This window comes from Armatimonadota bacterium, assembly GCA_031081585.1.
Lineage (GTDB): Bacteria > Sysuimicrobiota > Sysuimicrobiia > Sysuimicrobiales > Humicultoraceae > Geohabitans > Geohabitans tengchongensis.
This window is the reverse complement of record JAVHLY010000005.1, coordinates 64,712-76,682: the sequence shown is the minus strand read 5'-3', so window position 1 is coordinate 76,682 and position 11,971 is coordinate 64,712. Positions and strand designations below refer to the sequence as shown.

The window sequence follows — 11,971 nt, the reverse complement described above, 5'->3', positions numbered from 1 at the left end:
CCGGTCGGACCGGCGGTCGTCCTGGCGGGGTGATGCGGCAGGGTGGGTGGAACGCCTTCGGCGTGCCTGCGACGTCCCGGCTACGCCTGGGCCCCACAGCGGCGGCAACCCCGCACGACCCCGGCCGCCTTCGCCGCGGCGTCGGAGCCGTCGAGGTCACCGAGCCGCAGATCCGCCGCTGGCGCGGCTAGTTGTTGTTGTTGTTGTTGTTGTTCATCCGTTCGCCTCCTCTCTGACTGGCGTGACCGGCACTCGGCCCGGTGTGACAGAGACCGCTCAGGCCATCGCGTACTCCCGCAATCCGTACCGGGCGTCCACGGGGAAGGGGATGACCGTGGTGACGTCGCTGGCGCCCCACAGGTACTGGATCAGCCGGTCGAACCCCAGCCCGTAGCCGGCGCGGCGGACCGGGTTGCCCTCGAAGAGCGCCAGGTAGGGCTCGAAGACCTGCGGGTCGCCGCCCGCCTCGACGAGCTGCCGGTACATCACGGAGGTGTAGAGCTTCTCCCGCAGGATGGCGACGTCGTGCTCCCGCGCCGCCGAGCCGAAGGTCTCGCCGCTCAGCGGCAGGAGCAGGTCGCAGCACTCGACGGTCCGCCCGCCGTTGTGCCGGCTGTCCAGCATGTTGAAGAACTTGATCTCGCGCGGGTAGCGGATCACTGAGACGATCCCGTACCGGTCGGTCAGCCGGGCTTCGTCCGCCGCGCTCAGGTCCGTGCCCCACGGCAGCCCCAGGTCACCGATGGCCTGCTCGTAGGGGACGACGGTGAACGTGGTCAGGTCCTGGAGCAGGGCGTCGCGGCGCGGGGCGGGCAGGGCGGGGTGCTCCAGGGCGGCGTGGATGACGTGGCGCACCAGCCGGTGCTCGTGGGCCACCAGGTCCTCCAGGTCCCAGTCGCGCGCCTCCGCCTCGACCAGCACGAACTCACACAGGTGGCGTCCGTCCGCGCGCGGCTCCGCCCGGAAGGAGCGGCCGCGCGTGATCACCCGCGGCAGGTCCCACCGCACCACGGCCACCTCCAGGTCGAGCTGGGCGGTCTGCCGCAGGAACTGGGTGCGGCCGAGGAAGTCCAGCCGGAAGACCGTCGGGACGTTCTCGCACGCCCCGGTGCCGGGGGTGATCTCGGGCGTCTCGAGCTCGATGAAGCCCTCGCTGCGGCAGAACTGGAAGACGGCGTCCATCATCGCCGCCCGGAACTCGACCAGGTCACGCAATTCCCATCCCTCCCTGCAGGCCACGCGGGCCCGTCGGTGTGTGGGCGCACTGCGCCCGACTCGTGCACGAACGGGGAACCCCTCCGGTCCGGATGCCCGTGGGCGATGCGGTCGGTGGCCGTGTCACCGTTCGGGGGCGGCGAGGGCGGGGACAGGAAAAGCGCCGGGAGGCGTCTCCCGGCGCTGCACGATGGCGTACTCCTGCTGCATCCCTTCTCCGCCTCTCCGGACGAAGTTAAAGGGTCTCGTCCTGCACGCTTGCCAGGCCCACTATACGACGCGGGCTCGCCATCTCCTGCTGTCCCGCCGGACCTGGCCTCGAAAATTTCCCCCTCCCCCCGAAACCCCCGGCTCCCTGCCGATCTTTCACGTGGGATGGGCGACGTGCGGATGGTCGGGGCGCGGCAGGCGGGCGGGTTCACCCTGGTGGAGCTGGCGGCAGGCCTGGCCCTCCTGGGGCTGACGGCCAGCGCGGTCTACCTCACCGCCACGGCCTCGACGTCGGTCCAGGCCCTGGACCGCGCGCGGGAGACTCAGCAGGCCCTGCGCACGGCGCTCGACCGGGTGGCGGAGGAGCTGCGCTGGGCGGAGGCGGTCCTGCCCGACCCCGGCTGCGGCGGGCTGTGTGCCGACCGCCTCACCGCCCAGGTGCCGGCGGGCAACCCGTTACGGGGTGCACCGTACGTGGTCACCTTCCGGCGGGACGCACGGGAGCGTGAGGTGGAGCGACGGGTGGGCAGGGGCGTCACCAACGTGGCGGGGGGCATCGACGCGCTGGCCTTCGCCTACTTCACCGCCTCGGGCGCTCCGGCCGCCCGGGCCGAGGAGGTGCGGCGGGTGGCCATCCTCATCGAGGGGTCGCCGGGTGGCGCCGGGACGGGGCGGCAGCGGGCTACGGTCGAGGTCTTCCTGCGGAACGCCTCAGCAGCCGGCCGTCCCGGGGGTTCCACGCCCTCTCCTCCACCGTTGCCGGCGGCTCGCCCGACACCCGACCTCAGGCCCAGACCTCCCGATCCTCCGGTCGGTCCGGCCATCCGGCGGCGGTGAGGCTATGCCGACCGACGAGCGAACAGCGCGGACCCGGGGTCAGTGGTGTTCGGGCGCTGAGGTGACAGGAGCGTTACAAATCCCCTCCAGCATGACCCCGGGCCTGTAAGACAGGGGAGGGATGGGGATGCGTGACGCCTGGCGGACGGTCGCGACACTGGCCGCACTGGTGGTGCCGGCCGCGCTCGTCGTGGTGTCGGTGACGGCTCAGCAGGCCGCGGCCCAGGATCCGGTGGCGGCCGTGCGAGTGCAGCTGCGGACGGCGATCTTCCACTCCAGCGAGCTGGCGCAGCGCGGCACGGCGGTGGCCGCCTCACGGCTGCACATGCAGCATACGGTGAACTGTCTGGAGGGGCCGGAAGGCCCCAACTTCAGCGCGGCGGCGGGGCACCCGTGCCAGGGACAGGGGAACGGCATCATCCCCGACCTGCAGCGCGCGGTGTCGGCCGGCGCGCGGGGCGCGGAGCGGGCGATGGTCTTCGTGCGCGCGGCGCACACCCTGGCCCTGCAGGCGCTCAAGTCCAACGACGTGAACGAGGTGCAGCCCTTCGCCATCGTGGTGGCGCGGAACCTGCAACAGGCGATGGCCGTCCTCGGCCCGTAGCGTTCCTCGCCGTCCCGGAGCGGTACCAGGCCGCCGAACAGACGAGGGGGAGCGGCCTGCGCGCCCGGCCGCTCCCGTCGTGGTCTCTGACAGTTGCAGGATCCTGTCGTCCTCGCGTGTTGGCCGTTACTTCCCGCCATTGACGGGCAGGAAGCTGCAGTTCTGATCGTTGGCCTCTTCCAACCGATCGGCCAGGGAGAGCATGGCTGACCGGGACCCGCCCAGGGCGGTGTTCACCGCACTCTGCAGGGCGCCGATGGATTCGGCCCCCTGGTAGGCGCCGACGAACTGGGCCTCATTCAGCAGCGCCGCCACGGCCTGGCGGAGCAGGATTCTGGCCCCGCCCAACGTGCCAGGGCCTCCGCGGAAGCGCAACGCGTCCAGCAGAGTTGCACTGCCGAGGCCGTGCGACGTCGATCCACCAAAGACCTCACTGAGGGGCTGTTCAGCGATGTATGGACGCGGCCAGCGCTCCGTGTGATTCTTCCAGAACCCGATCGTGCACCCTCTGGGGACGTCATCCTTGTCGTGAGCAGCGGCGGGAACGTTTGGCAAACCGAGTAAGGTGAGGATCGTCAAGAGAGCCGCCACCGGCCACACGCCTGTACGCACACCCATCCCTCCTCCCGGCCGTGGGGTTGGCCACGCTAGGAATGTGGGTCCCCGGCAGGGGATCAGGCAGCCAGGCCCGCGCCACCCGAAGCCCTGTAGGTCCCGAAAGAGCCCCCCTTGTCGGCGTCAGCGCAGGGCTTTCCCCGAAGCGCGGAGGAGGCCCTTCTGTCAAACGAGTGATCTTTGGTCTTCCGACCTCAGCCCTTCAGGGCCCCGGCCAGCAGGCCGCGCAGGAAGAACCGGCCCAGGAAGATGTAGACCAGCAGGGTGGGGAGGGCGGCCAGCAGGGCGCCCGCCATCTGCACGTTCCACTCCACGATCTGGCTCCCGGCCAGGTTCTGCAGCGCTACCGTCACCGGCTGCCGGGCCGGGTGGCTGGTGATCGTCACGGCGAAGAGGAACTCGTTCCACACCGCCGTGAACTCCCAGATGGCCACGACCACGAAGGCCGGAGCCGACAGCGGCAGGACCACGTGGCGGTAGATACCGGCGAAGCCCGCCCCGTCGATGCGGGCCGCCTCGACCAGGTCGGCGGGGATGGTGGCGTAGTAGTTGCGGAAGATGAGCGTGGTGATGGGGATCCCGTAGACGACGTGCACCAGGACGAGCCCGCCGATGGTCCCGTAGAGCTGCACCCCCAGCGTCTGGCCCGCCCACTGCAGGAACTGCACCAGCGGGATGAGCACCGACTGGTAGGGGATGAACATCCCGAAGAGCAGCAGGGGGAAGAGGAGGTCCGCCCCGCGGAACTTCCAGTGCGCCAGCACGTAGCCATTGAGGGAGCCGACGACCGCGGCCAGCACCGTGGCGGGCACCACGAGGCGCACGCTGTTCAGCACGTTGGGGCGCAGGCGGGCGTAGGCGGCGGCGAAGGAGTCGAAGGAGAGGTCGGCCGGCAGCGCCCACATGCGGCTCAGGCTGACCTCCCGGAAGGACTTCAGCCCGTTCACCACCAGCACGTAGACCGGCATGAGGTAGAAGGCGGCGAAGAGGAGGAGGGCGCCGTAGACCAGCACGCGGCCCCAGCGTACCCGCGGCGTGACGGTGCGGGCGGCCGACCGGGGGAGGGCAGCTTCCGCCAGCGTCACGTCCGGGCCTCCTGGCGGGTCGTGGACCAGAGGTAGGGCACGATGAGCACGGCGACGAGGAGGAGCATGACGATGGCGATGGCCGCCCCCTCGGCGAAGCGGTTGCCGCGGAAGGTGGTCTCGAACATGAAGACGCCGGGGACGTCGGTGGAGAAGGCCGGGCCGCTGCCGGTCATGGCGAAGACCAGGTCGAAGATCTTCAGGGAGATGTGGCCGAGCACGATGACCGCGCTGAGCGTGATCGGCGCCAGCAGCGGTACCACGACGTACCGGTAGAGGGCCCACTCGCTCGCGCCGTCCACCCGGGCGGCCTCGAGCAGCTCCTCGGGGATGCCCCGCAGGCCGGCCAGGTACATGGCCATGGTGAACCCGGAGAGCTGCCACGTGGCCGCCAGCACCACCGAGAAGATGGCGATGCGCGGTTCGGTGTACCAGGGGGAGCGCAGCACCCCCAGCCCCACGTGCTCGAGGAGCAGGTTGATGCCCGTGCTGGGGTTGAGGAGCCACTGCCACACCACGCCCGTGACGATGAACGAGATGGACATGGGGAAGAGGAAGACGTTGCGGAAGAGGGCCTCGCCCCGCACCCGCTGGTCGAGCAGTACGGCCAGCAGGAACCCCAGCACCAGGCAGGCGGCCAGGAAGGTGAGCGTGAAGACCACGGTGTTCCGCAGGTCGGCCTGGAAGCGGAAGGTCTGGAAGAGCTCGACGTAGTTGCGCCGCCCGACGAAGGAGAGGTCGGGGATGAAGGTGGTCCACCCGCTCAGCGAGACGTAGGCGGTCCAGCCGATGAACCCGTAGACGAAGACCCCCACTGCCACCACGGAGGGGACCAGGACCAGGACGGCCGGGAGGCGGTCGCGGGCGCGGCTCACCGCGGGCGCAGGCTCGGGCAGCCGCGGCGGCTCAGGGCGAGCACCAGCGGTCGGCGGGGGCGACGCATCGGGGCCGCAGCGGTGGGGGGGCGGGAGCGGTGGCCGGCTCCCGCCCTTGGCAAGGCCGGACGCCGCCAGCAGCTACCGGCACATCTTGGCCCGCACGCAGGCCTGCTGCAGGGCGCGCTGGGCCGCGGCCACGTCGCGCCGGGTGACGAAGACGTTCACGATGTCGTTGAACTCGGTGGCGAAGGTCTCCGGCGCCGCCGAGCCGTGCACTTCGCTCGGGACCAGCGCGTTGCGGGAGAAGTCCCGGGCCGAGGACTGCAGGTAGGCGTCGAACTTGCTCATGTCGCAGTCGGTGCGGGCGCAGATGGAGCCCTTGAGCGGGTTGAAGGCCTCCTGCCCCTCCTTCGACCCGGCCACCCGCAGCCAGTTGATGGCGTTCTGCCGGTGGGGCGCCCGCTTGGGCAGCCCGAAGGTGTCGGTGACGACGACGAAGGTGCCGGCGGTCCCCGGCGCCGGGGCAAAGCCATAGTGGACGTTGGGCTTCCACCCCTTGGAGGTGAAGTAGCCCGCCGCCCAGTCCCCCATGACGTTCATGGCGGCCTTCCCGTCGATGAGCAGCTGCACCGCCTGGTCCCACACCAGCGCGGCGTGGTCCGTGTTGGCGAAGGAGAGGATGCGGGCCATCGTCTCCAGCGCGCGGCGCACCCCCTCCCCGGTCCAGGGGGTCTGGCCGGTCCACAGCCCGCGGTAGCCGTTGGCACCCAGGCTGGCCAGGAGGACGTCCTCGAAGAGGTGGGCGGCCTCCCACTTGTTCTTGTCGCCCAGCGCCAGCGGGGTGATCCCCTTGCTGCGCAGCGTCTGGGCCACCTGGAAGAACTGCTCCCAGGTCGTCGGCGCGCGCAGACCGTTGTCGTCGAAGAGCTTCTTGTTGTACCAGAGGACGTTGCCGCGGTGGACGTTCACCGGGACGGAGTACATCTCGCCCTGGTAGCTGACGATCTGCACCAGGTCCCTGGGCATGACCCGCTGCCAGCCCTCCTCCCGGGCGATGGCCGTGATCGGCTCCATGAACCCCGTCTTCACCCAGGTGTCGATCAGCTCCGCACCGCCGTGCACCTGGAAGGAGTCGGGCGGATTGCCCCCTTGCATGCGGGTCTTCAGCACCGCCTTGGCGTTGGTGCCGGCACCACCGGCGACGGTGGCGTTGATGATCTCGACCCCGGGGTACTTGCGCCGGTAGATCTGGAAGAGCGCGTTGAGCCCGTCGGCCTCGCCGCCGGCGGTCCACCAGGAGAAGATCTCCAGCTGGTTGGCGCCCGCCCCCTGGACGGTCAGGGTCGGTGCCAGCAACAGGGCGATCGCGAGGAGGATGGCCACATGCCCTCGCCGTGACATCGCTCTCGACCTCCTTTGCCGGGCTGTCGCGCGCAGGATTCGACCCCTGCGGACCTGGCCGTGGATTGTCGCCCGGGTGGCTCCACCGCTCGGGTTCTGCGGCCCGCAGCGGATCCCCTCCTCAACAGGCGATTGCGGCGCGGCGGGAGGTCCTCGCCCTTGCTCTGGAGCGGAGGGGTCCCGATCGCGCCGGCGGGCAGGAGGGCCTCCGCCCGCACAGGAAGGGAAGGGCGATGGACGACGCTGCGGGGCCCACCACACCGCGGGCCGGGGCCGAGACCCTCCTGCGGGCCCGATACGGGCTCTCCCCCGCCGTCGTCGTCCGCGCACCCGGCCGGGTCAACCTGATCGGCGAGCACACCGACTACAGCGAGGGGTTCGTCCTCCCGGCGGCCACGGACGCGGCGCTGTGGGCCGCCGCCGCTCCCCTGCCCGAGCCCCTGGTGCGCGCCGTCTCCGCCGCGGAGGCCGAGGAGACGGTCTTCCCCACGTCCGCCCCGCGCCAAGGGCCGGTGCCGTCCTGGGGGCGCTATCTCCAGGGGATGGCGGCGGTGCTGGCGGAGGCGGGGGTGTCGCTGCGCGGGCTGGCCCTGGGCCTGGACGGTGACCTGCCGGTGGGGGCAGGGCTCAGCAGTTCCGCCGCCCTGGAGATCGCCGCGGGGCTGGCCTTCCTGGCCTGCGCCGGCCACCCCCTCGACCGGCGGTCCCTGGCCCGCCTGGCCCAGCGCGCCGAGGTGGAGCACGTGGGGGTCCGCTGCGGCATCATGGACCAGCTGGCGGTGACTCTGGCCCGGGCGGGCCACCTCCTCCTCATCGACTGCCGGAGTCTCGAGGTCGAGCCCGTGCCGCTGCCGGCGGAGGCGGTCCTGGTCGTGTGTGACACCGCCGTGCCGCGCCGTCTGGAGGAGTCGGGTTACAACACCCGGCGCGAGGAGGTGGAGGCGGCCGCGCGGGCGCTGGCGGCCGCCCGGCCCGGGGTGCGGTCGCTGCGCGACCTGGCGCTGCGCGACCTGCCTCTCGTCCACGCGCTGCCGGCACCGCTGGACCGGCGGGCCCGCCACGTCGTCACCGAGAACGCGCGGGTGCTGGAGGCGGTGCAGGCGCTGCGCCGGGGGGACCTGGCGGCGGTGGGGACGCTGCTGCGGGCCTCCCACCGCAGCCTGCGCGACGACTTCGAGGTGAGCACGCCCGAGCTCGAGGCGATGGTGGCCGCCGCCCAGGAGTCCCCCGGGTGCGTGGGCGCCCGGCTCGTGGGCGCGGGCTTCGGCGGAGCCGTGCTGGCGCTGGTGGAGCGCGGGCGGGAGGCGGCGTTCGTCGCGGCGGCGGGAGCGGCCTACCGCCGGCGCACCGGCCGCAGCGGCCGGTTCCTGGTCACCGGTGCGGCGGCGGGGGCGGAGGTCCTCACAGGGAGCCAGGACGGAACGTGGTGAGGATCTCGTCGCAACTCTTCTGGGCCTGGCGCCACTCGCCCAGCGGCCGCGCGCAGACGACGTAGCGCACGCGCTCCCGCCCCGAGACGAGCAGGCCGACGGAGGCCCACTCGCCGCCCCGGCTCGCGCCGGTCACCTCGAAGCGGTGCCAGGCCACGCCACCGTCGTTGCGGAAGCGGCGGAAGCCGGAGACGCCGTGGATAGGCAGCAGGCTCAACCCCAGGCGTCGCGCCTCGTCGTCGCTGACCGGCCCCGGGACGTCCAGGGTGAAGACCGCAAGGAAGCTGGCCGTCTCGAGATGCGGGACCTCCCCCTCGCCGACCAGCCCCGGCGGGACGAACCACACCCGGCCCTCCTCGGGGCGCTCGACGACCTCCCATCCCCGCGGGTAGGCGATGGCGAAGCCCAGCTGCGGGTGGGTGTAGGTCTCGTAGGCGGGGCCGCGCTGGCCGCACCCGGCCAGGGGCGCCAGGAGGAGCAGGAGCCCGCACAGCAGCGGGCGCATCGGGCTCAGGCGGCGGGGCGGTGCAGAACCGTATCGGGGCGCGGCCCGGTGCACGGCGACGCGGCGGGGATGGCGCACGGACCGGGCCGGGTTCATGGCGGGAAGGCCAGCGCCTCGGGGCGGAAGCGCAGTTCGAATTCCGGAAGCGCGCCCACCTGCCGCCGCCGCTCGAAGAGCCACAGCGGCCGGACGACCAGCTGGACGTCGCGCGCCGCCGGCTCGACCCGCGGAAAGGCGTAGGCACGCAGGAAGCGGCTCCGCGGCGGGATCTGCTCGACCTCGCGGGGAGGGAGGAGGGAGGGGGCGAGGCGGGCCAGCGCCGCATCGGCGATGGGCCGCCGCAGCACCCCCTCGACGCGCAGGCGCACGTTCACCGACAGGTACCCCTCCAGGGTGAGCGGGCTGACGTTGTCGACCTCGACCAGCATGACGGTGTAGAGACCTGCGGCACGGGCGTGCACCGTCCGCTCCCGTTCGTCCGGGACCCACGCTGCATAGTACGGATCGGCGGCAAGTCCCGCCGTCACCCACACCGCCGTGACCGTGACGAACCCCCCGCGCGCCAGGGCGACACCCGTGCTGGCCTCGTGCCCCGCCGGGGCCGCGGGCGGGGTGACTCTGGCCGATGCGGCGGTGGCCGCGTCCTTCCCGGGGGTCGGGGTCGGGGTCACGGCCGACCGCCCTGTGGCCGGCGCGGCAGCCGCCCGCGGGGGGACCTGCGCGGTCGCCACACTCAGCAGGGCCATCAGGACGGCGAGCCACAGCGGTGCCATGCCCGACCACGCTCCCCACCAGGGTGGTTGTACACGGGTCCGGTCACACCCTTTAATGGTGACCGTCGCGGCGGTGTTCGGAGCGGATGGCGGAGGACGATGCGCGAGGTGACGATCGCCCCGGAGGTGGTCCCCCTGGTGCGGGTGGGCCTGGTCGAGGTGGACGGGGTGCAGGTGGGCCCGCGCAGTCCCGAGCTGGCCGCCGAGATCGCCGTCCTGGTCAGCGCATTGCGCCGGCGCTACGCCGGCCGGGAGCCGGCCCAGATCGAGGCGCTCGCCCCGGCGCGGGAGCTGTACCACCGCATCGGCATCGACCCCACCAAGCTCCGTCCCTCCTCCGAAGCGCTCCTGCGCCGCGTGCTGCGTGGCCAGGACCTCCCGGAGATCAACGCCGTCGTCGACACGAGCAACCTCTGCTCGCTGGACTTCCTCCTCCCCATCGGCCTGCACGACCTGGAGGCCGCCGTCGGCCCGCTGGTCCTGCGGCGTGGGCGCCCCGGCGAGGGGTACGAGGCGATCGGCAAGGGGTGGTATTCGGTGGAGGGGCGCCTCACCCTGGCGGATGGGGCCGGGCCCTGCGGCACCCCCACCAGCGACTCCCGCCGCACGATGGTGACCGGGCGGACCCGCCGCGTCCTCATGGTGATCTACGCGCCGTCGGCGTTCCCGCTCCGCCAGTTGGAGGATCACGTGGCGCGCGCGGCCGAGCGGATGCGGCGGTTCGCTGGCGGGGAGCCCGTCGGGGTGGCCGTCCTGCCTGCGGCGGCGGACCGCCACGCGGACGCCTGAGGGAGGACGGAGCGATGCCCGCCATGGTGCTCACCCGGCCGGCCCCCGTCGAGACGGACCCCCTGGCCGCCGCCGACCCGCCGCGCCCGGACCCCGGCCCGGGCGAGGTCCTGCTGCGGGTGCGGGCCTGCGGCGTCTGCCACACCGACCTGCACATCGTGGAAGGGGAGCTCGTACCGCACCGCCTGCCGGTGATCCCCGGCCACCAGGTGGTGGGCACCGTCGAGGCGGTGGGCCCGGACGGGCCAGCTGCGGGGCTCGCCCCCGGGCAGCGGGTAGGCGTCACCTGGCTCTTCCGGGCCTGCGGGGCCTGCGCGGCCTGCCGGCGCGGGGAGGAGAACCTCTGCCCCAGCGCCCAGTTCACCGGCTACGACGTGGACGGCGGCTACAGCACCTGGATGGTCGCCGACCGTCGCTTCGTCTTCCCGCTGCCCGAGCGCTTCGACGACGTCTCCGCCGCCCCGCTGCTGTGTGCGGGGGTGATCGGCTACCGGTCGCTGCGCCGGGCGGAGGTCCTCCCGGGTTCGACGGTGGGCCTGTACGGGTTCGGCGCCTCGGCCCACCTGGCCATCCAGGTGGCCCGCCACTGGGGGTGCCGGGTCTACGTCTTCACCCGCAGCGAGGCGCACCGCCGCCTGGCCGAGGACCTCGGCGCGGTGTGGACCGGGCCGGTGGACGCCGCCCCGCCCGAGCCGCTGGACAGCGCCGTCTCCTTTGCGCCCGCCGGTCAGGTCATCCCGCGCGCGCTGGCCGCCCTGCGCCCCGGCGGCACGCTGGCCGTGAACGCCGTCCACCTGGACCGCCTGCCGGAGATGCCCTACGCGCTGCTCTACGGCGAGCGCACCCTGCGGTCCGTGGCCAACCTGACGGCGCGCGACGCCCGCGAGTTCCTGGCCCTGGCCGCAGAGATCCCGGTGCGCACCGAGGTGGAGCGCTACCCGCTCCGCGAGGCCAACGCCGCCCTGCGCCGCCTCAAAGCCCGGGCGGTGCAGGGGGCCGCGGTGCTGGAGGTGGCCTCGACCCCGGCGTGAGCGCCTGCCGCTCCACCGCCGGCGGCCTGATGGAGCCTCCTACCGCCACTTGATGGAGCAGCCTCGCGGCGGCGTCTCCGTGGTCTCGGGACGCCGGCCCGCCAGGACCGCCTCGAGGGCCTCGCGCAGGTAGTGGTGCCGGACCGCGGTGGGGTCCTCGACGTTGTCGTCCGGCGCGCCGTGGTAGACCAGCCGGCGCTCCCCGTCGAAGAGGAAGATCTCCGGCGTGCGGGTGGCCCCGTAGCGCCGGGCCACCTCCTGCGACTCGTCGTGCAGGTAGGGGAAGGGGTACCCCTTGGCCTCGGCGCGGGCGCGCATCTGGTCGAAGGAGTCCTCCGGGTACTTGGTGGCGTCGTTGCTGTTGATGAGGACGAAGCGCACGCCGCGGTCGGCGTACTCCCGCTGCAGGGCGATGATGCGGTCCTCCCAGGCGCGGACGTAGGGGCAGTGGTTGCACCAGAAGATGACCGCCAGCGCCCGGGCGTCGGCGAAGTCCTCCGGCCCGTAGGTCCGGCCGTCGGTGGCGGGCAGACGGAAGGGGATGAGGCGCTCATCGGTGGCGATGGCCATGGCGTTCACCTCCGTGGCGAGGATGTGG

At 72.7% G+C, this 11,971-nt stretch carries 13 protein-coding genes; 5 read left to right on the top strand and 8 right to left on the bottom strand.

All coding sequences use genetic code 11. From position 1 onward, the window contains the following. Nucleotides 1-276 precede the first annotated feature (276 nt). On the bottom strand, nucleotides 277-1,215 hold the full coding sequence (locus tag RB146_03310; GenBank protein MDQ7828008.1) for an amino acid--tRNA ligase-related protein: 939 nt from the start codon (nucleotides 1,213-1,215) through the stop codon (nucleotides 277-279). 384 nt (nucleotides 1,216-1,599) lie between these two features. On the opposite strand from RB146_03310, the gene RB146_03305 reads away from it, so the two are divergent. Further along, nucleotides 1,600-2,262 carry a prepilin-type N-terminal cleavage/methylation domain-containing protein gene (locus RB146_03305; GenBank protein MDQ7828007.1) on the top strand — a complete coding sequence of 221 codons (663 nt, stop codon included), beginning with the start codon at nucleotides 1,600-1,602 and terminating at the stop codon, nucleotides 2,260-2,262. A 127-nt stretch (nucleotides 2,263-2,389) separates the two neighbouring features. Then, nucleotides 2,390-2,866 carry a hypothetical protein gene (locus RB146_03300; protein ID MDQ7828006.1) on the top strand — a complete coding sequence of 159 codons (477 nt, stop codon included), beginning with the start codon at nucleotides 2,390-2,392 and terminating at the stop codon, nucleotides 2,864-2,866. 126 nt (nucleotides 2,867-2,992) lie between these two features. On the opposite strand, the gene RB146_03295 is transcribed toward RB146_03300, so the two are convergent. From RB146_03295 to RB146_03280, 4 genes are all read right to left on the bottom strand, one after another. Beyond that, complete coding sequence (locus RB146_03295) at nucleotides 2,993-3,214, bottom strand: hypothetical protein (GenBank protein ID MDQ7828005.1); 222 nt, start codon at nucleotides 3,212-3,214, stop codon at nucleotides 2,993-2,995. A 461-nt stretch (nucleotides 3,215-3,675) separates the two neighbouring features. Further along, a complete protein-coding gene (locus tag RB146_03290; protein MDQ7828004.1) occupies nucleotides 3,676-4,449 on the bottom strand; it encodes a carbohydrate ABC transporter permease in 774 nt (257 codons plus the stop codon). A 113-nt stretch (nucleotides 4,450-4,562) separates the two neighbouring features. Further along, a complete protein-coding gene (locus tag RB146_03285) occupies nucleotides 4,563-5,441 on the bottom strand; it encodes a sugar ABC transporter permease (protein MDQ7828003.1) in 879 nt (292 codons plus the stop codon). 141 nt (nucleotides 5,442-5,582) lie between these two features. Further along, nucleotides 5,583-6,845 carry an ABC transporter substrate-binding protein gene (locus RB146_03280; protein MDQ7828002.1) on the bottom strand — a complete coding sequence of 421 codons (1,263 nt, stop codon included), beginning with the start codon at nucleotides 6,843-6,845 and terminating at the stop codon, nucleotides 5,583-5,585. A 233-nt stretch (nucleotides 6,846-7,078) separates the two neighbouring features. Here RB146_03280 and galK point away from each other — a divergent pair, with 233 nt between their 5' ends. Continuing rightward, nucleotides 7,079-8,275 carry a galactokinase gene (galK, locus tag RB146_03275; protein MDQ7828001.1) on the top strand — a complete coding sequence of 399 codons (1,197 nt, stop codon included), beginning with the start codon at nucleotides 7,079-7,081 and terminating at the stop codon, nucleotides 8,273-8,275. Here the strand turns inward: galK and RB146_03270 are convergent. Further along, complete coding sequence (locus RB146_03270; GenBank protein ID MDQ7828000.1) at nucleotides 8,247-8,780, bottom strand: hypothetical protein; 534 nt, start codon at nucleotides 8,778-8,780, stop codon at nucleotides 8,247-8,249. The two genes, galK and RB146_03270, sit on opposite strands and share 29 nt — an antisense overlap. Before the next feature lie 92 nt (nucleotides 8,781-8,872). Beyond that, nucleotides 8,873-9,553, bottom strand: a complete 681-nt coding sequence (locus RB146_03265) for a hypothetical protein (protein MDQ7827999.1) — start codon at nucleotides 9,551-9,553, stop codon at nucleotides 8,873-8,875. Nucleotides 9,554-9,652: 99 nt separating this feature from the next. On the opposite strand from RB146_03265, the gene RB146_03260 reads away from it, so the two are divergent. Both RB146_03260 and RB146_03255 read left to right on the top strand, forming a co-directional pair. After that, nucleotides 9,653-10,342, top strand: a complete 690-nt coding sequence (locus tag RB146_03260) for a phenylalanine--tRNA ligase beta subunit-related protein (protein ID MDQ7827998.1) — start codon at nucleotides 9,653-9,655, stop codon at nucleotides 10,340-10,342. Nucleotides 10,343-10,356: 14 nt separating this feature from the next. After that, complete coding sequence (locus RB146_03255) at nucleotides 10,357-11,373, top strand: zinc-dependent alcohol dehydrogenase family protein (protein MDQ7827997.1); 1,017 nt, start codon at nucleotides 10,357-10,359, stop codon at nucleotides 11,371-11,373. Nucleotides 11,374-11,412: 39 nt separating this feature from the next. Here the strand turns inward: RB146_03255 and RB146_03250 are convergent, their stop codons facing one another. Further along, the gene (locus tag RB146_03250; protein MDQ7827996.1) at nucleotides 11,413-11,943 is read right to left on the bottom strand and encodes a thioredoxin family protein; all 531 of its coding nucleotides are present in this window, start codon (nucleotides 11,941-11,943) and stop codon (nucleotides 11,413-11,415) included. Nucleotides 11,944-11,971: the final 28 nt, after the last annotated feature.

Bases quoted from the DNA above. Each gene is read 5' to 3' on its own strand.
- RB146_03300 (MDQ7828006.1), top strand. From the start codon at position 2,390: ATGCGTGACGCCTGGCGGACGGTCGCGACACTGGCCGCACTGGTGGTG.
- RB146_03255 (MDQ7827997.1), top strand. From the start codon at position 10,357: ATGCCCGCCATGGTGCTCACCCGGCCGGCCCCCGTCGAGACGGACCCC.
- RB146_03290 (MDQ7828004.1), bottom strand. From the start codon at position 4,449: ATGCCGGTCTACGTGCTGGTGGTGAACGGGCTGAAGTCCTTCCGGGAG.
- RB146_03280 (MDQ7828002.1), bottom strand. From the start codon at position 6,845: ATGTCACGGCGAGGGCATGTGGCCATCCTCCTCGCGATCGCCCTGTTG.
- RB146_03270 (MDQ7828000.1), bottom strand. From the start codon at position 8,780: ATGCGCCCGCTGCTGTGCGGGCTCCTGCTCCTCCTGGCGCCCCTGGCC.
- RB146_03250 (MDQ7827996.1), bottom strand. From the start codon at position 11,943: ATGGCCATCGCCACCGATGAGCGCCTCATCCCCTTCCGTCTGCCCGCC.
- galK (MDQ7828001.1), top strand. From the start codon at position 7,079: ATGGACGACGCTGCGGGGCCCACCACACCGCGGGCCGGGGCCGAGACC.
- RB146_03260 (MDQ7827998.1), top strand. From the start codon at position 9,653: ATGCGCGAGGTGACGATCGCCCCGGAGGTGGTCCCCCTGGTGCGGGTG.
- RB146_03265 (MDQ7827999.1), bottom strand. From the start codon at position 9,553: ATGGCACCGCTGTGGCTCGCCGTCCTGATGGCCCTGCTGAGTGTGGCG.